This window comes from Rhizobium viscosum, assembly GCF_014873945.1.
Taxonomy (GTDB): domain Bacteria; phylum Pseudomonadota; class Alphaproteobacteria; order Rhizobiales; family Rhizobiaceae; genus Rhizobium; species Rhizobium viscosum.
This window is the reverse complement of record NZ_JADBEC010000001.1, coordinates 3,447,457-3,469,175: the sequence shown is the minus strand read 5'-3', so window position 1 is coordinate 3,469,175 and position 21,719 is coordinate 3,447,457. Positions and strand designations below refer to the sequence as shown.

Genomic DNA, 21,719 nt, shown 5'->3' with positions numbered 1-21,719 from the left:
GAGTCATCTCTGAAAACCAAAAAGGAGCGGCTAACCGCTCCTTTTCAATTTCCGGAACTGTACCAGACAGCCCTTATTCCATCGGCACCGCAACGAACCGCAGGTCGCCATTCGCCGCAGCAACCATCATCTGTGCATTGCGCCGGCCTTCCTGCTTCAGCGTCTGCACCTTGGTGGCAACGGCATCCGGCGACTTCATGAATTCCTGTGCGACCTCGACGATCACGTCGCCGGGCTTCAAGCCCTTTTCGGCGGCGGCCGACCCCGGCGCAACCTCGGTCACGACGACACCATCAACGCTTTCGGCAATGCCGAAGGCCTTGCGGGTCTCGGGGCTGAGCAGCGAGAGCGAAAGACCGAGCACATGCTTTGGGGTAGCCTGACCGGGTGTTGCCTGATCCTGCCCCTTTTGATCCGGGCTCTTTTGATCTTGCCCTTGATCCTGCTGGTGCGGTTCCTGGCCGTCAGGTGCGGCCTGCCCCTGATCGCCGCCCTGATCCGGTTCGTCCATATCGTTGTTTTCGCCGGGATCGGGATTGATAACACCGTCATCCGTCGAACTGTCGTTGGCTGCCGCTTGGTCGCTATCCTCGAGACGGCCGAGCGTTACCTTGACGGTCTGTTCCTTGCCGTCACGCATGACCACCACGTCGACCTCTTTGCCGACGGGGCTTTCAGCCACCACGCGCGGCAGATCGCGCATCTCGCTGACGACCTTGCCGTCGAATTTCAGGATAACGTCGCCCGCCTTGATCGAGCCGTCATCAACCGGCCCACCCTTGATGACACCGGCGACCAGCGCGCCCTTGGCAGTGTCGAGGCCGAGGCTGTCGGCCACTTCGTCGGTGACGGGCTGGATGCGCACGCCGAGCCAGCCGCGGCGCGTCTCGCCATATTCGCGAAGCTGATCGACAACGCCGGAAGCAAGTTCCGACGGCACCGAGAAGCCGATACCGATCGAGCCGCCCGACGGGGAGATGATTGCCGTATTGATGCCGATCACTTCGCCCTTCATGTTGAAGAGCGGACCGCCGGAATTGCCCTTGTTGATCGCCGCGTCCGTCTGGATGAAATTGTCATAGGGGCCGGCATTGATGTTGCGGCCGCGACCCGAAATGATGCCGACCGTCACCGATCCGCCGAAGCCGAACGGGTTGCCGATTGCCATCACCCAATCGCCGATGCGCATGACGCTGGAATCGCCGAACTTGACGGATTTCAGCGGCTGTTTCGGCTCGACCTTCAACACCGAAAGGTCGGTCTTGGTGTCCGTACCGATCAGCTTGGCCTTGAGCTTGGAGCCATCGGCGAAATTGATCTCGATATCGTCGGCGCCCTCGATCACGTGGTTGTTGGTGACGATATAGCCGCTGGGATCGATAACGAATCCGGAGCCGAGCGAGCTGACATTGTGATTGGGGCCGCGATTGCCCTGCTGTTTGTTGAAGAAATCGTTGAAGAATTCCTGGAAGGGCGAGCCGTCAGGCGCGCGCGGCGCCGGACCTGCGCCCTCGTCATCCTTCACATTCTGCGAGGTCGAAATATTGACCACGGCATCGAGCAGTCCCTCGGCGAGATCGGCGACCGAAGCCGGTCCATTGCCCGGAGCCGTCATCTGTACCGGCGGAGCGGCGGGCGCCACTGCAGCCGGGGACGTCGGCGCCAGTTGAGGGGCCGGTGCTGCCTGTTCAGGTGTCGCTGGTGCGGGGGCAGTTTGCGCATGCGCAACACCGCTTGCGCCGACATTTGCCAGAAGGGCGGTGCCGGCCAGCAGCGCGAGCGTTCGTCTGAAGGGCGAGCGAGTCGTGGGGGCCATCAAGCTTCCTCGTCTGGGATAAAGGCGCACATACAGCACCAGCATAAGGCGGAATGATGGAGGGAGAAATCACCTTTTCGCGAAATCCCCGTGCGAATGTGATCTAACCTCGCAAAAGCCAGACACAGCCGACGCCGAGGGCTATCGCTCCAAGCCCGAAGACCCTGAGCTGCCGCTCCGGGATGCTGGGAAGAAGCTTCGCCATCTCGATAAGAAAACGAGGGGCCAGTGCGTAGACCAGCCCCTCGATGATAAGGAAGAATGCAAGCCCGGTGAGAAGGTCCTGCATTCTGTCTGTCGTCAGTTCGCCGGCTGTGCCGGAGCGGCCGGCTGGACAGTCGCAGGCGGCACAAGCCCACCGGTCTGGCCCGGCACGGCGGGCGGATTGCCGTTCGCATTCTCGAAGTAGCGGAAGAACTGCGAGGTCGGCGACAGCACCAGCGTCGTATCCTGCGAGGAAAGTGCAGCGGAATAGGCGGCCATCGAGCGGTAGAACTCGAAGAAGGCCGGATCCTTGCCGAAAGAGTCGGCGAAGATACGGTTGCGCTCCGCATCACCCTGACCGCGCAGGATTTCCGAATCGCGCTGCGCATCGGCAGTGATCTCGACGACCTGGCGGTCGGCGACAGCCCGGCGGCGCTGGCCCTCTTCATTACCCTCGGCGCGAATGCGCTCGGCTTCGGCTAGACGCTCGGAGCGCATGGCGTTGTAGGTGTTCGGAGCCACTTCCGGCGAAAGGTCCGTCCGGCGGATGCGGACGTCATCGATATGCAGGCCGAGATTTTCGGCATCGGTGCGCAGATCGTCGCGGATTTCGAGCATCATCGCCACGCGCTCTTCCGAAAGCGCAGCATTGTAGTCACGCAGACCGTAGACGCGGCGAAGCGAAGAATCGAGCTGCGCACGCAGCCGTGCCTCCGCAGCGTCGCGGTCGCCCGAGACCGTTTCGCGGAAACGGCGCACATCCGAGATGTTGTAGATCACGAAGGCGTCGACATCGAAAGTCTGGCCGTCCTGAACCTGAACGCGGATATTGTCGAGGTCGAGCCGCAGAGCGCGCTTTTCCACGAACTGCACGCGGTCGGCATCCATGAAGCCGAAGGGCAGCTTGAAATAGAGGCCGGGCTCGCTCTTCACCGACTGGATCTGACCGAAACGCACGACGATGGCCTGCTCACGCGCATTCACGACGAAGATCGACGAATAAAGAATGGCGAGAAGGATCGCGAGCGCGATGAGGATTACGGGAAGTCTGTTCGATACCATGGTTCAACCTCCCTGCCGTGCCGGTGCTGCTGCCGCCGGTCTGTTGATCTCGTTGAGCGGCAGGTAAGGTACGACGCCCTGCTTCTCGTCGATCACGACCTTCTTGGAGTTCTTCAGAACCTGCTCCATCGTTTCCAGGAACAGGCGCTTGCGCGTCACATCGGGAGCCTTCGAATATTCGTCATTGATGGCCGTAAAGCGCTGGGCTTCACCTTCCGCTTCCTTGACGACGCGATCCTTGTAGGCGGCCGCGTCTTCGCGGATGCGGGCTGCATCGCCTCGTGCCTGACCGAGCTTCTGGTTCGTATAGCGGTTGGCGTCCTCAATCGTGCTGTCGCGGTCGCGGCCGGCACGCTGCACTTCTTCGAAGGAGTCGGCGACCTCGCGCGGCGGAGCCACGTTCTGGATCGTCACGCCGGTCACAGTAATGCCCGCACCATAGCGGTTCATCGTATCCTGAACGATGTTGAGAACCTGCGTCTCGATCGGCTGGCGGTTGCTGCGGAAAGCATCCAGCGCCGGACGCCGGCCGACGACTTCGCGCATGGCGCTGTCGGAAACCTGCTGCAGTGTTTCAGCCGGATTTTCGACACCGAAAAGATAGGCCTTGGGATCGCTGATCGTATAGAAGACGGCAAACTGCACGTTGATGACACTCTTGTCGCTCGACAGCATCAGCCCGCTCGAAGAGCCTGCCGTGGTCGCGCCGATGTTCAACTGCTGCACCGTCACCTTGACCGTCTCGACGGTTTCAACCGGCCAGAAATGGAAATGCAGGCCCGGCATGGAAATCTCCTGCTTGGGCTTGCCGAAGCGCAGTTCAACGCCGCGCTCGTCCGGCTGGACGACGTAAATGCATTGGAAAAGCCAGAAGATCGCAATGATCGCCACGATGATCGCAACGACACCGCCGTTGAAACCACCTGGAATGAAGCCGCGCAGCTGATCCTGTCCGCGCCGGATAATGTCTTCCAGATCGGGCGGACCGCCTTTGCCACCGCCACCGCCGCGTGGACGGTTCGGTCCCTGCCCCCATGGCCCCTGATTGTTACCGCCGCCGCCGCCCCAAGGGCCGCCGCCGCCATTCTGATTGCTCCAGGGCATCAAAACCTCGTTGTTCGTTACGTCATACACATCCGACCGCCGTGGGGGCTGCCGGCGGATGCGATCCGACCGTTATAGGTATCACTGCATCTGCTTTCAACGCAGCGTCAGAAACTTGGTCAATATAATTGGAAAATAGTTCCTTTTCAGGCATCTCGCCGTTCATAAACGACGAAACGCGTGGGATAGGTGTCCCTTTCCCCCGAGGGGACATCGAGGCTCTCGGTCGCCACCCAGATTGCGGGATCGATGTCGGGAAAGGACGTGTCGCCATCCACGTCGGCTTCCACATGCGTCACGCACATGCGGTCGACAAAAGCCATCGCCTGCGCGTAGATCTGCCCGCCGCCCAGGATGGAGATCTCGTTTTCGCCCTGCTTGCGGGCGAGCTCCTCAGCCATCGCTATCGCCTCGTCAAGCGAGCGGGCCATTTGCACGTCGGGAAGATCGATAGCGGCGCCGCGCGAGATCACCACGTGCTGGCGCCCCGGCAGCGGCTTGCCGCCGAAGCTCTCGAAAGTCTTGCGGCCGACGACGACAGGCTTGCCCGTTGTCATCGCCTTGAAGCGCTTGAGGTCGGTCGACAGCCGCCAGGGCATGTCGCCATCGCGGCCGATAATGCCGTTACGCGCAACGGCAACGAAGATGGTCTTGCGGATATCGGACATCGGCCTTCCCGGCTTGGAGCATGTCGCGCAAAAAATGTGCAGCGGTTTTTTGATAACGACATGCGAAACAAAAGCCTAAAGCGTGGCGAGCGATCTGAAAGATCACGACACGCTTTAGACGGCGATCGGCGCCTTGATATTGGCCTCTGCGTCATAGCCGACGAGTTCGAAATCCTCGTAGACGAAGCCGAAGATATCCTTCACGTCCCGCTTGATCAGCATGCGCGGCAGCGGCTTCGGCTCGCGCGTCAGCTGCAGCTTCGCCTGGTCGAAATGGTTATGGTAGAGATGCGTATCACCGAGTGTATGGACAAACTCGCCATATTTCAGCCCGGTCACCTGCGCCACCATCATCGTCAGCAACGCATAGGAAGCGATGTTGAAGGGCACGCCGAGGAAGATATCCGCCGAGCGCTGGTAGAGCTGACAGGAAAGCCTGCCGTCGGCCACATAGAACTGGAACAGGCAATGGCAGGGCGGCAGCGCCATACTGTCGACTTCGGCCGGGTTCCAGGCCGAAACGATGTGACGGCGGGAATTCGGGTTCTTGATGAGGCCTTTTACGAGATTGTCGATCTGGTCGATATGCCCGCCATCCGGTGCCGGCCAGGAGCGCCACTGCGCGCCATAGACCGGGCCGAGATCGCCGTTCTCGTCGGCCCATTCGTCCCAGATGCTGACGCCGTTTTCATGCAGGTAGCGGATATTGGTCTCGCCCTTGAGGAACCACAGCAGTTCATGGATGATCGAGCGCAGATGCAGCTTCTTCGTCGTCAGCACCGGAAAGCCGGCATCGAGATCGAAGCGCATCTGATAGCCGAAGACCGAACGCGTGCCGGTGCCCGTGCGGTCGCCCCGGTCGGTGCCGTTTTCCATCACATGGCTCAAGAGGTCGAGATATTGCTTCATGGTCGCCACTGATTCCTTTTGCACCTAATTTAAGGGCAAAGCGGCCGCAAACCAATGCGCCTTGCTGATTATCCAAGCAAATCGCTGGAGAGCACGACGCTTTTATGACGTATCCCCTTCCCTTGCGGTGACAAAAACACTATATCACCCATGCCGGCTTTCGGGCCGGCTATGGCGATAAACGGGCGGTGGAATAAACCTATTGGACCCGGGGGCGGTACCCGGCGCCTCCACCAAAAGCAGGCGGATATCCTTTTGGAGAATGGCCTGCTTTTGATGGGGGCGAAATAGGATCGACAAGGGTGTAAAGATCGACTTTTCGCTCGGCATGATACCGCCGTTATCGGGTCACAAGTGTAGTTGCAAACGACAACAACGCTAAGGAATACGCTCTCGCTGCCTAATGGCGGTGTGAGAATTCCGACCTAAGTCCTCTAGGTTAGCCCCTTGAGGCGGGGTCCGAAGGCACCTGGCAACAGAAGCCTTCACCTTCTCCCCTTTTTCGACGAAATCATGTATGCTTGATGAACGCATGAATCGGCTTGGCGCTTTCCCAAAGCGCCCGGACGTGCCATATAAGCGCGTGAAAAGACTTCTAAACCGACGAAAGACAGGAAAAGCATGGGGCAGGATCATATCCGCTACGACATTCTGGCACAGGACGCGTTGCGCGGTGTCATCCGCAAGGTCTTGACCGAAGTCGCAACGACGGGCCGTCTGCCCGGCGACCATCACTTCTTCATTACGTTTCTCACGGGCGCTCCCGGCGTACGCATCTCGCAGCACCTGAAGTCCAAATATCCCGAGCAGATGACCATCGTCATCCAGCACCAGTTCTGGGAACTGAAGATCACCGAATCCCATTTCGAGATCGGCTTGTCCTTCTCCGACGTGCCGGAAAAGCTCGTCATCCCCTTCAACGCCATCAGAGGCTTCTACGACCCCTCGGTCAATTTCGAGCTGGAGTTCGACGTACCGCTGAGCGACGGCGAGGAACTGCCGGCGGCCGAGATCACGGCCTATCCCGTTGATGCCGTCAAGACGGAGGACGCGGCCGCAAAGCCTGCCGCAGAAGGCGAGGAAAAGAAACCGGGCTCCGTCGTTTCGCTCGATTCTTTCCGCAAGAAGCAGTAATGCCAAGGGAGGCGAAAGCCTCCCTTTTTCTTTCATGACGGAGGCAACCGCATGAGCGCCGAAATCGTCAACTTACGCCAGTTCCGCAAGAAGCAGGCCCGCTCCGAAAAGGAAATGCAGGCCGAGCAGAACCGTGTGTCCCATGGACGCACCAAGGCCGAGAAGCAATTGACCAAGGCCCTTAACGAAAAAGCCGAAAAGGCGCTCGACCAGGGCAGGCTCGAAAAAGACAAGACTTGATCGCGCCGGCATAAAGGCATGCGCGATCAAGCAGATGCGATCCTTAAGTGAATCGCTTTCTCATGAGACATGGTAGCCCGATGATCCGTAAACATTCGGCGACACTGCATGGGCATCGCACAAGCTTCTCGTTGGAAGATGAATTCTGGATGGAGCTGAAGGCAATCGCCGCAAGCCGCTCCATGCCGCTCGCAGCGTTGATATCGGAAATAGACGATAACCGGCCGGCAGAGAGCAATCTCTCCTCGGCGCTGCGCCTTCATGTGCTTTGCTGGTTTAAAAACGGCGCCACACTGGCTTGAGAAGCCCTGTCGGACGGAGCCTTTTGACTGGCATGAATTATTGTGCCCGGACGCCCGGCACCTGATCGAAATTGAGCTGTCCGGGCTGCGGCACCGAACGGCGCGCAGCCTCGGCCTCAGCGGCGGCCCTCGCCTGAGCTTCTGCTTCAGCCTTGGCCTTCGCATCGGCAGCAGCCTTCGCCTCGGCCTCTGCCTTGCGCTCGGCCGCCTGCTGTGCCAGCGCACGCAGTCGTTCTTCCTCCGCCTGTCGCTGCCGCTCGATCTCGGCAGCCGCAGCCCGCTGGGCGTCATTGAAGCGATAGAGTGCCACCTCGCGCCGCAGCCGCTGCTTTTCCAGCACATTGGTCTGCAGCCGTTCGACGCGCCGCCGCTCGCGCTCGAAGGCACGCAGCGAGAGAAAGCTGGTAATATCGGTCACATCCATCGTCTTGCCGGGCGAGGCCAGCAGGCCGGAGAAGTTCAGTCGGATGCCCGGCTCCGCGCCTGAAAGCGCCTCGGCACCGGGATTGAGGCCGATGCCAAGTGTCGCGCTGATGCGCCCCTGCGGCAGTTCGATTTGCGCGTCGGCGCTTAAATGCGCGAGATCGTTGGCAACGCTGACATTCTGGACCCGCAGCGTACCGTCAGTCACGTTGAAAGGGATGCTGAGCGGCGGCAGCTTCGCCTCACCATTGTTCAGCAGCGTTTCGACAATCGGATGTATCTTGCCGGCATTGATCTGGTCCTGCATCGGATCGGTGGCGGCCAATAGCGGCGCCAGGATCGCAAGGTTCAGCCCGCGAACGCTCGTCTCGCCGAGCCGGATTTCGCCCGAGCCGTTCAGAGCACTCGCAATTTCCGAAACCGTCTTGCCTGAAGCTTCGAGCGCCAGCGACATGCCGAACTTGCCGTTGGCGACAGGCGCGCCGTCGCGCGGCCAGACGACGCCGCCAAGATCGGAATCGGCAAGCGCCAGCCGCAACTGCAGGAAGCCGGTACCATTGGCATTGGTAAAGAGCATATTGCCGGAGAGCGCGCCGCCATCCCAGTTGCCGGCCATGTCGTTGAGCTGCAACTCGTCGCCCTTATAGGCAACGTTCGAGGTGAAATCGTTCACCGCCGTGTTGAAAAGCCCTGGCCAGAACTGCTTTGCGGTGAGCTTCAGATTGATGTCGAGATCACGGAAGAGCGGCAGGCCGAGGGCGGCCGTTGTCAACTGGCCGTTGGCGGGGTCGTTGATCTGCCCGAACACGGCCTCGCCGAGCCAGCCGAGATCGGCCTTGGAAAGCGCAAGTGTGCCGCTCGCCGTCGTCTTTGCCGCCTTGCGGTCGAAGGTCAGCCCCCCGGCGAATTCATTGTCGGCCGCATGCCCGTTGAGATCCGCCAACACCACCTTGTCGGCATCGATGGTCGCGTTGGTCTGCAGCTTGAAGGGCAGCCCGGTGCCAAGTTCAGGCAGCGCGATGCCGTTCATCACCAGATACGGATCGAGGTCGGCGCTTTCGAGCGATACGGCGACATTGCCGTTCATGAAAGTGTCGGGCCGCACGTCGACCTTGCCGTTTGCCGTAAACGACGTCCGGTCTGTCGCGAAGGTCAGCGCAGCATCGGCAGGATCGTTGCCCGCCGCCGTTACCTTCAGCGTCATGCGGCCATTGGCGCCCGCATCGACCGGCAGCGGATCGAGACCCGCCTGCCCGAACAGGATCGACGGCACGGCATTGTCGAGCGTTGCCTCCAGCGTCGTCGTGCCGCTGCCGGTCAGCGCCAGCAGGTCGGACATGCGGTAGTCGAGGTTGACGCGGCTGCCGTTCGAAACACCTGCGAGCGTCACCGAAAGCGCATTGCCGTCATCCCCGCCGAGCGTCAGCGCGCCGCGCAGCGCCGTATTGCCATACCAGCCGGCGTTGCGCACCAGCCGGTCCATCACAGGGTGATGCGGCAGATGCTCGCGCAGCATGGAGAAGAAAGCACCGGGATCGGCGGCCTTGAAGGTGATCTCGCCGGTGCCCTTATAGTCGAGCAGCGACCCCTCCGCCTTGCCCGTCGCCGTCAGTTCGGCGCCCGCAAGGTTCTTGATCGACAGCCGGTCGACGGAGAGCGCCCCATCGGCGAGTGTAAAGGTCGTCTCGACATTATCGGCCTGCACACCGAAGGCCGTGAATTTGTCAGCCTTGAACTGTGCGGCGATCTTGTGATCGAGCACATTGTCGCCGGCATCCTGGCCTGTAAAGAGACCGATCAACGCCCTCAGCGCATCGAGATCAAGTGAATCGCCGTTGAGCGCAACGGAAAGCGATGGCGTCTGGCCGTTGGTCGCCTGCCGCTCCAGCCGTCCCTTGAGTGTCGCAGCACCGATCGCGATCTCCAGGTTCTCGAAGCGCTGCAGATCATGCGTCAGGCTGACATTGGCGGAGAAACCGGCCTGTCGGAGCTGGCGGATCGCCGGATCGACCGAACCGGCCAGCCAGGAGGCAAGGCCCGTAGGTTGCGTGGAGGCAACCACCATCTGGCCGTTGAAGGACGGATCACCCGTGAGCGTCAGCTTGCCCGCGCCTTCCACCTGCGTGCGGCCGGGCAGCGTGCCAACGGCATTGTCGATCATCCAGCCATTGCCGGCCGGCCTCAGTTCCAGCGCCACGTCGCGGATCGTCGTATCCCCGGCAACGATTGCCGGCAGGCGCACCGTCGCTTTCCCCGGCACCTGCGGGATCGGCACCTGGCCGACAATTTCGAGCAGCGAGTTCAGTCGCTGACGTGCCGAAACCGCCGGGTCGCGGTTGGTCTTGCCCGCGGCACCCTGATTGCCGATACGGTTGACGTCGATCTGCTGGCCATCGGCGGTCAGCAGGAATTCCGGCGCACTGCCGGTGTCGAGCGTCGCCTCGCCCGTTATCACATAAGGATCGCTGGTCGAGCCGACTTCCATACGGTATTCGGGAATGCGTATCCGGTCGTTGGTGAGTTCGAAACGACCCTTGAGGCGCGGCGGCGCCTCCCCCTTTTCAGTCTTGCCCTCACGGTTTTCAATCGCTGCAGACAGCGTGCCCTGATAGTTCGGCCGGCTGTCGAGGAGCTTGAGTTCACCATCGAGGTCGATGGTGATGGGATGCTTGTCCGGCGCAAGCCGGGTGCGCACGCGCAACACGCCACTCTCGTCCGGCTGATTGCTGGAGATGGAAAAGCTGCCATGTTCGCCGTCGAGCGCGCCGTCACCCTCGATACGCCATGGACCGGCGAGCGACTTCGCCGACATCTCGGCATTGAGCCCCGTCACATGCCGCGAACGACCGGACTGGTCGTCGACGAATTCGATCTCGCCGCCGCTGACATGCACATTTTCCAGAACGACGGTCTTGGCCGGAATTTCCGGCTGGCTGCCACGCATCCAGTCCAGCGAGCCGTCCTTCAGAAGCCGCAGCCGCACCTTGGGGTTGACGACGCGCATGTCGAAGATCAGCGCCTCGCCCGAGAGGAAAGGCGCAAGCTCGGCATCCATGGAGAACTGCTCGACCTGCACCACCGGCGTGCCGTCTTCTTCCTGGCCGACGCGCACGTCATGCAGCGTTACGGACGGAAACGGCAGCAGCCGCGCATCGACAGTGCCGTGCACCGTCACCTTCTTGCCGATGATGCGGCTTGCCTGATCCTCGAAATTCATCCGGAAATCCGTCCAGTCGATGAACAGCGGTGCCAGCAGCGCCACGAAGAGCACTACGACGATCACTCCTCCTAGAAAGACGAGGAACCGGCCTACCAAGTCAGGGATTCTCCATTCGGGATTCTGTTGCCGACACTAGCGCTATTCATGCCGGGGGCAAGGGCCAAGATCATGAGATTGTTCCATTTTCAGCCCAGATGAAAAATCTTGCCGGGATTGAGGATGTTGTCGGGATCGAGCGAGCGCTTGATCTGGCGCATCAGATCCACCGTCCCCCCGAGCTCTTGCTCCAGAAATGCCATTTTCCCCTGCCCGATCCCGTGTTCGCCGGTGCATGTTCCGTCCATTGCCAGCGCCCGCGCATTCAGCCTGGCCACGAATTCCTCTGCCGTGGCAATCCCCGCGGCACTCTTGTCGTCAAACAAAAGCTGCACATGGAAGTTCCCGTCGCCCGCATGGCCGACGATCGGCGCCAGCAAACCGTTTGCCTCGATATCGGCCTGCGTTTCGGCAACGCAATCCGCAAGTCGGGATATCGGAACACAAACATCGGTCGAAAGTACGGCAAGCCCGGGCGCGAGCGCCCGCACCGACCAATAGGCGTCGTGGCGAGCCTTCCAGAGCTTCGTGCGCTCTTCCGGGCTCGCCGTGAAGCGGAATTCGCCGCCGCCGCATTCGGCCGCAATCTCGGCAAAGGCGGCCGATTGCAATTCCACCGTCTCGTCCGTGCCGTGAAACTCGAGGAACAGCGCCGGGCTTTCCTCATAGGGAAGATTGGCATAGGCGATGCTGGCGCGCATCTGCAGCGCGTCGACAAGCTCGATGCGCGCCACTGGAATGCCCATCTGGATCGTCATGATGACGGCGTCACAGGCCGCCTTCACGCTCGGGAAGGCACAGACACCGCCGGCGATCTTCTGTGGAATACCGTGCAGCCGCAGCGTCACCGAAGTCAGGATGCCGAGCGTACCTTCCGCCCCGACGAAAAGCCGCGTCAGATCGTAACCCGCCGACGACTTGCGGGCGCGGCGCGCCGTGCGAATTTCTTCGCCGGAGGCGGTCACTGCCGTCACCGCGAGCACATTGTCCTTCATCGTTCCATAGCGCACGGCATTGGTGCCGGAGGCTCGCGTCGAGGTCATTCCGCCGATCGAGGCATTGGCGCCGGGATCGATCGGGAAGAACAGGCCGGTATCGCGCAGATGGGTGTTCAGCGCCTCGCGCGTGACGCCCGGTTCGACCGTGCAGTCGAGATCCTCAGGATTGACTTCAAGCACTCGATTCATGCGGCTGAAATCAATGGAAATGCCGCCATTCGGTGCATTGACTTGGCCCTCGAGCGAGGAGCCGGTACCGAAGCCGATGACCGGCACTTTATGGTCGGCGCAGGCGCGGACGACAGTCTTCACATCGTCAGCCGTCTCGGCAAAGAGCACGCCGTCGGGCAGTTGGGTAGGGATATAGGTGGTCGTGTGCGCATGCTGGGCGCGAAAAGCCCGGCCGGTCTGGAAGCGCTCTCCGAAGCGCTGTTTCAGAATGCCTGACACGGCCTCGATGCCCGCCTCGTTTCGCACTCCAGCCTTCGCGTCGCGCAGCGCCATGCCCTTGATCTCCCTGCATTCCACAGCCTGCTACAGTATCTGCAGCAGGCCGGGTATGAGGCAAGTCAAAGCGGCTGTCCAGCCAAGATTCGGGAAGATTTCATCCGATCTTTGTTGCAGGGACCGCAGGTGGATTGAGCCGCGCAAAGCCCTCCTGCCGATAATAGGGAAAATAGGGATAAGGCGGCGTCGCGGCACTGACCACATCCAGCCGCCCGATCTGCTCCGGCGTCAGGCTCCAGCCAACGGCGCCGAGATTTTGCCGAAGCTGCTCCTCGTTGCGTGCGCCGATGATGACGCTTGAAACCGTCGGCCGGCCGATCAGCCAGTTGATGGCGATCTGCGGGACGGTCTTGCCGGTCTCGGCGGCAATTTCGCCCAGCACATCGACGATATCGAAAACCTTCTCGTCATCGACGGGCGGACCGTATTCGGCCGTCTGGCGCAGACGGCTTCCCTCGGGCAAAGGCGCGCCGCGGCGGATCTTGCCGGTCAGCCGGCCCCAGGCGAGCGGGCTCCAGACGAGTGCACCCACCTCCTGGTCGGCGGCAAGCGGCATCAGCTCCCATTCGTAATCCCGTCCGGCAAGCGAATAATAGACCTGATGGGCCACGTAACGCGGATATCCATATTTCTCGGACAGCCCAAGCGATTTCATCAGCTGCCAGCCGGAGAAATTGGAAACACCGATGTAGCGAACCTTGCCGGCAGCCACGAGCCCATCGAGTGTCGCAAGGACTTCTTCGACAGGCGTCGAGGCATCGAAGGCATGAAGCTGCAACAGGTCGATATAGTCAGTACCGAGCCGGCGCAGCGCATCCTCGGTCGCGCGGATCAACCGCGCCCGCGAGGTGCCCCAATCATCAGGCCCCTCGCCCATCGGCAGCGCCATCTTGGTCGAGATCAGCACGGCGTCACGCTTTCCGGAGATCGCCTGCCCCAGCACCTCTTCGGATGCACCAGCCGAATAGACGTCGGCCGTATCGAACAGCGTCACACCCGCCTCCAGGCAGATATCCACCATCCGCCGCGCCTCTTGCGCATCCGTCGTACCCCAGGCGCCGAAGAGCGGTCCGCTGCCGCCGAACGTGCCGGCCCCGAAGCTCAGCGCCGGCACCCTCAAGCCCGATGCACCTAGATTTCTGTATTCCATGATTCAATCTCCTGTTTTTTGAAGAGATAGACCCGGCCGGAATGATGATATAGATTGCCCCAAAGCATATCATCTGTGATTTGAATTCATCATGAGCCGTCAGGACATCAATCGATCCGGCGAAATGGAAGTCTTCGTCAGCGTCGTCGAGCGCGGCGGATTTTCCGCTGCCGCTGAAACAAGGCGCATGACGCCTTCCGCCGTCAGCAAGCTCGTCGCCCGGCTGGAAACCCGGCTCGGCACCCGCCTCGTCAACCGCTCCACTCGCAAGCTGCAGCTCACGCCCGAAGGCTGCGCCTTCTACGAGCGCAGCGTGGCAATCCTCGCCAACATTTCGGAGGCCGAACGTTTCGCCTCGGCAGGAGAACAGGCCGCCGGCCGCATCAGCATCAATACCAGCGGCTCTTTCGGCAATCATGTTCTGGCGCCGCTCATCCCCGCCTTCATGGCCGAGCATCCCGGCGTCACCCTCGACATCACCCATACCGACAAGGTCGTCGACCTCCTGGAAGAACGTGCCGATGTCGCAATTCGCGCCGGCCCGCTGAAGACATCGAGCCTGATCGCCCGCAAGCTTGGCGCTGCCGGAAAGATCATCGTTGCCTCACCCGATTATCTTCAGCATCACGGTGAACCACGCTCGGCTGCCGAACTGCACCGCCACCGCCGCATTGGATTCTCCTATGCCCGGGCGCTGGAAGGCTGGCCTGTCACAGACAATTTCGAGACGATCACCATTCCGGTCACCCCCGGCCTTCAGGTCGGCGATGGCGAGGCCATGCGTTATCTGGCGCTCTCAGGTGCCGGCCTTGCCCGCATGACAGAATTCACCGTGCGCGCCGACATCGCCGCAGGTCGACTCATTTCCGTGTTGGAAGAACTCAATCCCGGCGATGTCGAAGAGTTCTATGCCGTCTATATCGGCCAAGGCGGCCCTCTTCCGGCGCGCGTTCGCGCCCTGCTGGATTTCCTTGCAAGACACGTCAGGCTTTAAAGCCGGAAAGGTCAGATTCCGCAATTGACCCCTTGGTCACCCCGCGCCTATACCGGGTCTGCGCCTGCCGGCCCTCGCAGCCGGCCTCTTTATAGTGCCGGGGCCTCCTCCCACCTTCGCCTTCGGGCCTGCTCCGGTCGAAAAGTTCGGGGACTACAGTTTTGGACGCAAGCAGCTTCCATCAGAAAGCGAGCCTGCCCAAATGGGTATTGCTGCTCGCCTTGTCGGCCATATCAGTCCTTTTCCTCGAACTCTTCGCCCTCCCCGCCTCGCTGCTGATCGGCCCGATGGTCGCGGCTATCGTTCTGGCGCTCACCGTCGGCAAGGGGCAGCTTCGCGTGCCTTACTGGCCGCTGCAATTCGGCCAGGTCCTCGTCGGCCTCTTGATGGCCCGCAACATCACGCCCGATATCCTCGGCACCATGGCCAAGGACGCGCCGCTCTTCTTCGTCTTCATCGTCTCGGTGATCGCCATTGCCGCGGGCCTCGGCTGGCTGCTCACCCGCTGGCAGGTTCTGCCCGGCACGACCGCCGTGTGGGGTTCCACGCCCGGCGGCGCCTCGGCCATGGTCATCATGTCGGAAGCCTATGGAGCGGACGCCCGCCTCGTCGCCTTCATGCAATATCTGCGCGTCGTCTTCGTCGCCGTCGGCGCCTCCATCATCTCCCGCCTTTGGGTCGCCGCCGATGGCGAAGAGCCGCCGCCGGTCATCTTCTTCCCGCCGGTCGACTGGCCGGCTTTCGCCATGACCATCGCCTTCGCCGCCCTCTGCTGCTACGGGGTCTTCCGCTTCCGCATCCAGGGCGGCAACATCGTGGTACCGCTTTTCGCCGGCGCCATACTGCAAGGCTTCGGCCTCCTGAAGATCGAGCTGCCCACCTGGATCCTGGCGCTCAGCTACGCGCTCATCGGCTGGAGCATCGGCCTGCGCTTCACCCGCTCGATCATCAAACACGCTGCCCGTGCCCTGCCGCGCGTTTCCGCCTCCATCATCATCCTGATGGCGCTCTGCGGCTGCATGGCGGTGGCACTCCACAAATTCGCCGGCATCGACCCGCTCACCGCCTATCTCGCGACCAGTCCCGGCGGCGCCGATTCCGTCGCCATCATCGCCGCCTCAAGCGATGTCGACGTGCCCTTCGTCATGGCCATGCAGACCGGCCGCTTCCTGATCATATTGCTGATCGGCCCGGCGCTTGCCCGCTTCATGGCGCGTCGCTCCGGCCTTGCGGAGAACACCGCGTGAGCATGGAAACCCTCGGCACCCGCAGGCCGATCAACGACCGCTGAAGCGTTGCCTCGCGGCCTCGGTAACGGGTGTATAAAGCGCCACGCAGGTTCCCTCCGGGTCCGAGAACTGGACCGTGCGATTTCCCCACGGCATATCCTTGGGCTCATGCACCACCTCGACATGATCCTTGAGCCGAGCGAATTCAGCGTCGACATCCGATACCATGAATTCAAGAATGGCGGTTTTATTGGCGCGTGGCTCCGCACTGCCCTCTTTGAACAGAGCAACCGTCTCAGCGCTCCCTATCGCCACGACGGCACCGGGTGTGACGATCTCGGCAAAGACGGGAACAAGCCAGTCGGCGCGATAGCCCGTCACGAACTCATAGAAGGCCACCATGCTTTCAATATCCGAAGCGACGAGACGAGTGGATGCGAGCTTCATCATTTTCTCCTTCAGGCGTAACGATGTCTTTGCCCGCTCTTGTGACATAGTCATCCTGCCAGCGTTGTGGCAGCAGGAGTCATCAGCCATGCGAAAAGCGGAACGGCTTTTTCAGATCATCCAGATACTTCGAAGATCAAACCGTCCGGTCACCTCGGCGCAGCTTGCCGATGAACTCGAGGTCGCGCGACGTACCGTCTACCGCGACATCGCCCATCTGATCGGCCAGCGCGTTCCCATCGAAGGGGAAGCAGGGTTCGGTTACGTGCTCGATCCGCAATACGACATGCCACCACTGATGCTGACACCAGAGGAAATCGAAGCCGTTCTGCTCGGCGTCCAGATGGTTGCAAAACTGGGTGACCCGGCCATCACCAATGCCGCCAGAGATGTTATCGCCAAGATTACCGACACAGTACCCGACGACCTTCTTCCGTTCATCGCCGAACCCGCGGTCGGCCTGAAACCCGAGCAGGTCACCAATAGCTTGACGTTCGACACCCGCCCGGTCAGGCGGGCGATCAGGGAGGGGCGAAAGATCGACCTCGAATATCGCGCGGCCGATGGCGAGCTAAGCCATCGCATCGTGTGGCCGGTGCTTCTCGGCTATGCAGACGCGCATTGTCTTCTGATCGCGTGGTGTGAATCGAAGCAGGCCTTCCGCCATTTTCGCACCGAACGCATCCTCGATATCGAGGTTCTCGAAGAGATCATCGGCATATCCAGAGGGAGGTTGAGACAGCAATGGCTGCACTGGCGTGAAACCGAACTATCCCGTTCGCGCTCTGCTCAGGGCTAGGAGAAAACGCCGCTTAAATCCGGGATCATCAGCATGTGTGGCCGTCAAAACGGCCTCCGAACTATCCTGCCTATGCCTGACTAGCCACAGGCCCAGTTATTCCCTAGATTGACCCAATGAACATCACTGTGCTGAAAAATGGATAACACTGGACTGTCTCTCGACCGAATGCGCACGTTTGTTCGCGTTGCCGAGCGCGGCAATCTGTCTTCTGTGGCAAGGGAACTCGGCATCGGTCAATCAACCGTGACGCGGCATCTCAATGAACTCGAGGACGCAGTCGGTGTGCCTCTCCTCAGCCGGACCACGCGTCGCGTCATCCTTACCGACGAAGGCAGCCGTTATTATAGCAACTGCCTTCAGGTGTTACGCTTGGTCGAGCAAGCTGCCGAGGAAGCCAGGAATGCCCGTCGGGCGGCCGCAGGCGCGGTCAGGCTTTCGTGTACTGCAGCGCTTGGCGTGATGCACATCACCCGCCTCATCTTCGAATTTCAGGACCAGCATCCGGATATCAGCGTCGATCTCAACTTGACCGACGAGCGCATCGATCTGGTTCGCGAAGGCGTTGACCTGGCACTCCGGCTTGGACCTCTCACCGACAGCTCCATGAAGCTTCATGCGCTCGGAAAGAGCCATCGGCTGATGGTAGGCGCTCCGGCTTATTTCTCCGTCCACGGGCGGCCGGAGCGGCCGGACGATCTCTCGCGATACGAAACCGTCATCATGTCCAATGTGGCCGGGAGCGATCAGATAGCCCTCTCCTCCCGCCATGGCGAAAATTTTGCGGTTCCCGTCAACGGGAAGCTGCGCGTTGATCACGGGCTTGCGGCACGCGAAGCCCTTGCCGCAGGACGCGGCATTGGCCCCACGCACCTCTGGCTGGTCCACGATCTCCTGGACAACGGCCGGCTCGAGGTCGTGCTCGAAGACTATCGTCCGTCGCCGGTTCCGCTGAGCCTGCTCATCGTGCCCGAGCGTTCGGCTATTGCCCGCGTCCGCCTTCTCACCGACTTTCTTGTCGCCGAGATTCCTAAACTGCCGGGAATCCGCCCATCGTGACTTAGAGCCCGAAAGATCGCTTGTCGCCGCGCCAGCCCGTGGTCCGAAGATACTGTTCCCAGTCGAGCGTGTCGGGATTCAGGCGACGGCTCCATTCCAGATCATGCTCCCTGCCGAAATAACCATATTCTACAGCGTACTCGACCATCCCCAAAAGTTCTTGCACGAAAAGCTCGTTCGCGGCGAACTCCGGAAAATACTGCAGCAGGCCACCCCTGGTGAAAGCATTTCGATATTCTGCCTTGAGGCCGGTTACCTCTCGGAAAGTTTCGACCATCTCGTGCGGAGAGATCACATCGCCGACGATCGGCAACGTTTTCCCGTTGTAGCGCTTGGGATTTGAGAAAATTTCGAGCACGGCCGGCCCGGTCGCCGTGAGCGGATCGACAAAAGGCGCTCGAAAATCTTCGGGAAGATAAATTGGCATCACGAGCGTATCACCCTCCATGCGCGGCGGATAATATTCGAGAAGGTTGGTGTAGAAGAATGCCAGCATCACGAAGGAATGAGAGATCGGCAGACCGCGAATATAATCTGCGACGCGCGCCTTGTCCGTGAAGTGCGGAGCATATTTCGTCCCGCCGGAGATGGCGTCGACATTCTCGAGCGTACTGAACACAATATGTCCGACACCTGCCTCAACCGCGGCATCCGCCAACTGGCGGCCGATAGGAGCCTCCATTGTCTCCGGTGGCATGACGGGCGGCGTCATCAGAAATGCCCCGTCCGCGCCTTCGAAGGCAGCGACGAGATCCTTCTGGAAGCCAAGCTGGAGAGGCACGGTTACAATCTCGGCTCCAAGCTTCTCCAGACTTAAAGCCTCAGGCGAATCCTTTTTTCGGGTTAAGGCGCGTACGCGGAAACGTTCGCTGCGAAGGAGCGTCGCTGCGACGCTACGACCCTGTTTGCTGGTTGCACCGACAATTGCGATGAGTGGCTTATTATTATTAGACATAGTTGCGCCTTGAACCTTTTCCCTGTCATTGGCTGCCGACTAGCGTAGCCAAGCGTCATTCTGGGGAGAGCATTCGGCTGGTGCCGATAGCTCGAACTCGGGAGTAGGTTATCTCATCAAGCTTTCTTGCTGTAGGTATGCGTAATGCATATGATAATGCCATTTTATGGATAAATGCGTGATGCTCGCGCCGATATTAGCCGCTGAACGAGCCGGCCTCTGCCGCATAAAAACGTTGAAGCCCCACCCATCGCCCCGGCGTGACCCCATAGGCCTTCTTGAAATGTCGGATGAAATGCGCCTGGTCGGCAAAGCCGGTAGCCGCCGCCACATCGGCAAACCCCTCGCCTTCGCCCATCAACGCCTTTGCCTGCTGCAGCCGCCGCATCAGCATGTAGCGGTGCGGGCTGGTGGCAAAGGCCGTGCGGAAATGCCGTGACAGGGTGAAACGATCGAGGCCGGTAATGCTCTCCAGCTCGCCGGAGCGCACTGGCCTCAGAGCATGCGCCTCCAGATAATCGCGCGCCGCCCGCACCTGCCTCCAGGCAACCGTGCCGAGAGCCCTGCGGCGCACCTGCGAGTGGCGCGACAACCCGCCCGCCACGCGGCTGACGAAATCGTCGACGAAAAGCTCGTCCAGTTCCCGGTCGAGCTCGCCAAGTGCGGCAAGCAGCACCTGCGCCAGCGCCCCATCGGCAATGACCGGCTGGTCGACGAAGGGAAGGCCGATCTTCTCTGCCGCCAGGCACTCCATCAGCAGCGCCGGCTCCATGTAAAGCATGCGATAATGTAGGCCTGCCTCGGTCGCCGCCCCACCGTCATGTTCCTCGTCGGGATGCAAGACGATCACCTGGCCCGGCATGCTGAAGCGCCGCTCGCCGCGATAGGTGAAGGTCTGCACGCCGTGAAGCGTGACGCCGAGCGCATAGGTATCATGCCGATGCGGCTCGAAGACATTGCCCGAGAACTGCGCCTCGATACGCTCGATGCCCGGAAAGGCAGGCGCAGTCAGGATGCCGCTGCCGGCGGGCGCGGCCAGCATGCCGCTGCCCCCAGGCGCGGACAGCATACCGCTGCCCACCTGCGGCGCGCACAAACGTTCAAGACCCTCGAAGACCTGCGGCGTTAGATCCTGGCTCAACGCGTTTCGATACCCTGATGAGAGAGACTGAGATGTTTGATACCAAAATTGCGATCGTCCTGCGAAACAATCTTGCCGGCTGGCAGAAGCTGAATGTCACCGCCTTCCTCTCGACAGGCATCGCCGGGCAGTATCCGGAAATCATCGGCGAGCCCTACAAGGACCGCGCCGGCAACCTCTACAACCCGCTATCCATCCAGCCGATCATCGTCTTGTCGGCCGACGAAGCGACGATATCGACGATCCATCGCCGCGCGCTGGAGCGCGACGTGACCTCCTCCGTCTTCATCGAAGAGATGTTTGCAACCGGCCATGACGCAGCCAATCGCGCCGTCTTCGCCGAATACGCACCTAACGACGCCAAGGTCGTCGGCATCGCCCTGCGAGCCGACAAGAAGATCGTCGACAAGATCACCAAGGGCGCAACGATGCAGCATTGAGGCAAACGGCGGAAACGAAAAAGGCCGGGCGATGACCCGGCCTTTTTGTCGTCTGAAGGCGACCGATCAGCCCTGCGTGATCGGCGCGATCTGGATTTCGACGCGGCGGTTCTGCGCGCGGCCGGCTTCGGTCGCGTTGGAAGCGACCGGCTGCGACGGGCCGAAGCCGACGGCCGAAACGCGGCGCTGGTCGATGCCCTGGCTGCCGAGATAATCGGCAACGGACAGCGCGCGGCGCTGCGACAGGTCCTGGTTATGCTGCAGGCTGCCTGTGGAGTCCGTATGACCGTTGATGTCGATCAGCGTGCGGTTGAACTTGCGCAGCACGATCGCCACCGAATTCAGCGTCGGATAGAAGCCCGCTTTCACTGCATCCTGGTCGACGTCGAAGGTGATATTCGACGGCATGTTGAGAATGATGTTGTCGCCCTGGCGGGTGACCGAAATGCCGGTGCCTTCGAGCTGGGCACGAAGCTCGGCTTCCTGCTGGTCCATGTAATTGCCGATCGCGCCGCCGGCGAGCGCGCCAAGGCCGGCGCCGATCAGCGCCGCATTGCGCTTGCCATGGCCGCCGCCGCCGACGGCGACACCGACGAGGGCACCGCCGAGCGCGCCAAGGGCAGCACCGCCGGCGGTATTGGATACCTTCTGCTCACCAGTATACGGATCGGTCGTCGTGCAAGCTGAGAGGTAACTCGCCGCAACGGCCAGAAGGATGAATTTCTTGATCATGGACAGGAGGTTCTCCGTTCGAAGCTGGTGCGAGCAGATATTAGGGAATGCGGCAACAAGATGAAGATACCAATCTGATAAGCCAAATTC

At 61.1% G+C, this 21,719-nt stretch carries 21 protein-coding genes and 1 other RNA gene; 9 read left to right on the top strand and 13 right to left on the bottom strand.

Going from position 1 to position 21,719, the window contains the following annotated elements; all coding sequences use genetic code 11:
• Window positions 1-73: 73 nt before the first annotated feature.
• The 6 genes from H4W29_RS17000 to H4W29_RS16975 all read right to left on the bottom strand — a co-directional run bounded on the left by H4W29_RS17000 (window position 74) and on the right by H4W29_RS16975 (window position 5,763).
• Window positions 74-1,816: a DegQ family serine endoprotease gene (locus H4W29_RS17000; protein ID WP_192729949.1), complete on the bottom strand. Its 1,743-nt coding sequence runs from the start codon at window positions 1,814-1,816 to the stop codon at window positions 74-76.
• 103 nt (window positions 1,817-1,919) lie between these two features.
• Window positions 1,920-2,105 (bottom strand): DUF2065 domain-containing protein, encoded by a 186-nt coding sequence (locus H4W29_RS16995; protein ID WP_192729948.1) that lies wholly within the window; start codon window positions 2,103-2,105, stop codon window positions 1,920-1,922.
• An 11-nt stretch (window positions 2,106-2,116) separates the two neighbouring features.
• Entirely contained in the window at window positions 2,117-3,082 is a 966-nt protein-coding gene (hflC, locus tag H4W29_RS16990) for a protease modulator HflC (RefSeq protein WP_192729947.1), read from the bottom strand.
• 3 nt (window positions 3,083-3,085) lie between these two features.
• Complete coding sequence (gene hflK / locus H4W29_RS16985; protein WP_192729946.1) at window positions 3,086-4,186, bottom strand: FtsH protease activity modulator HflK; 1,101 nt, start codon at window positions 4,184-4,186, stop codon at window positions 3,086-3,088.
• Window positions 4,187-4,332: 146 nt separating this feature from the next.
• Window positions 4,333-4,854, bottom strand: a complete 522-nt coding sequence (locus H4W29_RS16980) for a dihydrofolate reductase (protein WP_192729945.1) — start codon at window positions 4,852-4,854, stop codon at window positions 4,333-4,335.
• A 114-nt stretch (window positions 4,855-4,968) separates the two neighbouring features.
• Window positions 4,969-5,763, bottom strand: coding sequence for a thymidylate synthase (locus H4W29_RS16975; protein WP_192729944.1), 795 nt, complete (start codon window positions 5,761-5,763; stop codon window positions 4,969-4,971).
• 113 nt (window positions 5,764-5,876) lie between these two features.
• Here H4W29_RS16975 and ssrA point away from each other — a divergent pair.
• The 4 genes from ssrA (at window position 5,877) to H4W29_RS16955 (ending at window position 7,439) form a co-directional block, all read left to right on the top strand.
• Window positions 5,877-6,253, top strand: a transfer-messenger RNA (tmRNA) gene (ssrA, locus tag H4W29_RS16970).
• Window positions 6,254-6,384: 131 nt separating this feature from the next.
• Window positions 6,385-6,897 (top strand): SspB family protein, encoded by a 513-nt coding sequence (locus tag H4W29_RS16965; protein ID WP_113325497.1) that lies wholly within the window; start codon window positions 6,385-6,387, stop codon window positions 6,895-6,897.
• A 51-nt stretch (window positions 6,898-6,948) separates the two neighbouring features.
• Window positions 6,949-7,137: a DUF4169 family protein gene (locus H4W29_RS16960; protein ID WP_192729943.1), complete on the top strand. Its 189-nt coding sequence runs from the start codon at window positions 6,949-6,951 to the stop codon at window positions 7,135-7,137.
• An 80-nt stretch (window positions 7,138-7,217) separates the two neighbouring features.
• Window positions 7,218-7,439 carry a ribbon-helix-helix domain-containing protein gene (locus tag H4W29_RS16955; RefSeq protein WP_192729942.1) on the top strand — a complete coding sequence of 74 codons (222 nt, stop codon included), beginning with the start codon at window positions 7,218-7,220 and terminating at the stop codon, window positions 7,437-7,439.
• Between the two features lie 37 nt (window positions 7,440-7,476).
• Here H4W29_RS16955 and H4W29_RS16950 read toward each other — a convergent pair whose 3' ends face one another.
• The 3 genes from H4W29_RS16950 to H4W29_RS16940 form a co-directional block, all read right to left on the bottom strand.
• Window positions 7,477-11,178 (bottom strand): AsmA family protein, encoded by a 3,702-nt coding sequence (locus H4W29_RS16950; RefSeq protein WP_192729941.1) that lies wholly within the window; start codon window positions 11,176-11,178, stop codon window positions 7,477-7,479.
• Window positions 11,179-11,267: 89 nt separating this feature from the next.
• Window positions 11,268-12,680, bottom strand: coding sequence for an FAD-binding oxidoreductase (locus H4W29_RS16945; RefSeq protein ID WP_192729940.1), 1,413 nt, complete (start codon window positions 12,678-12,680; stop codon window positions 11,268-11,270).
• Between the two features lie 100 nt (window positions 12,681-12,780).
• Window positions 12,781-13,833: an aldo/keto reductase gene (locus tag H4W29_RS16940; protein ID WP_192729939.1), complete on the bottom strand. Its 1,053-nt coding sequence runs from the start codon at window positions 13,831-13,833 to the stop codon at window positions 12,781-12,783.
• A gap of 91 nt (window positions 13,834-13,924) precedes the next feature.
• Between H4W29_RS16940 and H4W29_RS16935 the strand changes: the two genes are divergently transcribed.
• A complete protein-coding gene (locus H4W29_RS16935; protein ID WP_192729938.1) occupies window positions 13,925-14,827 on the top strand; it encodes a LysR substrate-binding domain-containing protein in 903 nt (300 codons plus the stop codon).
• Between the two features lie 161 nt (window positions 14,828-14,988).
• On the top strand, window positions 14,989-16,074 hold the full coding sequence (locus tag H4W29_RS16930; RefSeq protein WP_192729937.1) for an AbrB family protein: 1,086 nt from the start codon (window positions 14,989-14,991) through the stop codon (window positions 16,072-16,074).
• Between the two features lie 30 nt (window positions 16,075-16,104).
• Here the strand turns inward: H4W29_RS16930 and H4W29_RS16925 are convergent, their stop codons facing one another.
• Entirely contained in the window at window positions 16,105-16,503 is a 399-nt protein-coding gene (locus H4W29_RS16925; RefSeq protein ID WP_192730759.1) for a VOC family protein, read from the bottom strand.
• 88 nt (window positions 16,504-16,591) lie between these two features.
• Here H4W29_RS16925 and H4W29_RS16920 point away from each other — a divergent pair, with 88 nt between their 5' ends.
• Window positions 16,592-17,302: a helix-turn-helix transcriptional regulator gene (locus H4W29_RS16920; protein ID WP_192729936.1), complete on the top strand. Its 711-nt coding sequence runs from the start codon at window positions 16,592-16,594 to the stop codon at window positions 17,300-17,302.
• Between the two features lie 138 nt (window positions 17,303-17,440).
• Complete coding sequence (locus tag H4W29_RS16915; protein ID WP_192729935.1) at window positions 17,441-18,361, top strand: LysR family transcriptional regulator; 921 nt, start codon at window positions 17,441-17,443, stop codon at window positions 18,359-18,361.
• A gap of 1 nt (window position 18,362) precedes the next feature.
• Here H4W29_RS16915 and H4W29_RS16910 read toward each other — a convergent pair whose 3' ends face one another.
• Window positions 18,363-19,316: an NmrA/HSCARG family protein gene (locus H4W29_RS16910; RefSeq protein ID WP_192729934.1), complete on the bottom strand. Its 954-nt coding sequence runs from the start codon at window positions 19,314-19,316 to the stop codon at window positions 18,363-18,365.
• A gap of 196 nt (window positions 19,317-19,512) precedes the next feature.
• A complete protein-coding gene (locus tag H4W29_RS16905; RefSeq protein WP_192729933.1) occupies window positions 19,513-20,457 on the bottom strand; it encodes an AraC family transcriptional regulator in 945 nt (314 codons plus the stop codon).
• Window positions 20,458-20,489: 32 nt separating this feature from the next.
• On the opposite strand from H4W29_RS16905, the gene H4W29_RS16900 reads away from it, so the two are divergent.
• The gene (locus H4W29_RS16900; protein WP_192729932.1) at window positions 20,490-20,897 is read left to right on the top strand and encodes a DUF2000 family protein; all 408 of its coding nucleotides are present in this window, start codon (window positions 20,490-20,492) and stop codon (window positions 20,895-20,897) included.
• Window positions 20,898-20,963: 66 nt separating this feature from the next.
• On the opposite strand, the gene H4W29_RS16895 is transcribed toward H4W29_RS16900, so the two are convergent.
• Window positions 20,964-21,629 carry a YiaD family glycine zipper/OmpA-like lipoprotein gene (locus tag H4W29_RS16895; RefSeq protein ID WP_192729931.1) on the bottom strand — a complete coding sequence of 222 codons (666 nt, stop codon included), beginning with the start codon at window positions 21,627-21,629 and terminating at the stop codon, window positions 20,964-20,966.
• Window positions 21,630-21,719 lie beyond the last annotated feature (90 nt).

Coding starts and splice junctions, on each gene's coding strand:
- H4W29_RS17000 (WP_192729949.1), bottom strand. CDS start 1,816: ATGGCCCCCACGACTCGCTCGCCCTTCAGACGAACGCTCGCGCTGCTG.
- H4W29_RS16995 (WP_192729948.1), bottom strand. CDS start 2,105: ATGCAGGACCTTCTCACCGGGCTTGCATTCTTCCTTATCATCGAGGGG.
- hflC (WP_192729947.1), bottom strand. CDS start 3,082: ATGGTATCGAACAGACTTCCCGTAATCCTCATCGCGCTCGCGATCCTT.
- hflK (WP_192729946.1), bottom strand. CDS start 4,186: ATGCCCTGGAGCAATCAGAATGGCGGCGGCGGCCCTTGGGGCGGCGGC.
- H4W29_RS16980 (WP_192729945.1), bottom strand. CDS start 4,854: ATGTCCGATATCCGCAAGACCATCTTCGTTGCCGTTGCGCGTAACGGC.
- H4W29_RS16975 (WP_192729944.1), bottom strand. CDS start 5,763: ATGAAGCAATATCTCGACCTCTTGAGCCATGTGATGGAAAACGGCACC.
- H4W29_RS16965 (WP_113325497.1), top strand. CDS start 6,385: ATGGGGCAGGATCATATCCGCTACGACATTCTGGCACAGGACGCGTTG.
- H4W29_RS16960 (WP_192729943.1), top strand. CDS start 6,949: ATGAGCGCCGAAATCGTCAACTTACGCCAGTTCCGCAAGAAGCAGGCC.
- H4W29_RS16955 (WP_192729942.1), top strand. CDS start 7,218: ATGATCCGTAAACATTCGGCGACACTGCATGGGCATCGCACAAGCTTC.
- H4W29_RS16945 (WP_192729940.1), bottom strand. CDS start 12,680: ATGGCGCTGCGCGACGCGAAGGCTGGAGTGCGAAACGAGGCGGGCATC.
- H4W29_RS16940 (WP_192729939.1), bottom strand. CDS start 13,833: ATGGAATACAGAAATCTAGGTGCATCGGGCTTGAGGGTGCCGGCGCTG.
- H4W29_RS16935 (WP_192729938.1), top strand. CDS start 13,925: ATGAGCCGTCAGGACATCAATCGATCCGGCGAAATGGAAGTCTTCGTC.
- H4W29_RS16925 (WP_192730759.1), bottom strand. CDS start 16,503: ATGAAGCTCGCATCCACTCGTCTCGTCGCTTCGGATATTGAAAGCATG.
- H4W29_RS16920 (WP_192729936.1), top strand. CDS start 16,592: ATGCGAAAAGCGGAACGGCTTTTTCAGATCATCCAGATACTTCGAAGA.
- H4W29_RS16915 (WP_192729935.1), top strand. CDS start 17,441: ATGGATAACACTGGACTGTCTCTCGACCGAATGCGCACGTTTGTTCGC.
- H4W29_RS16910 (WP_192729934.1), bottom strand. CDS start 19,316: ATGTCTAATAATAATAAGCCACTCATCGCAATTGTCGGTGCAACCAGC.
- H4W29_RS16900 (WP_192729932.1), top strand. CDS start 20,490: ATGTTTGATACCAAAATTGCGATCGTCCTGCGAAACAATCTTGCCGGC.
- H4W29_RS16895 (WP_192729931.1), bottom strand. CDS start 21,629: ATGATCAAGAAATTCATCCTTCTGGCCGTTGCGGCGAGTTACCTCTCA.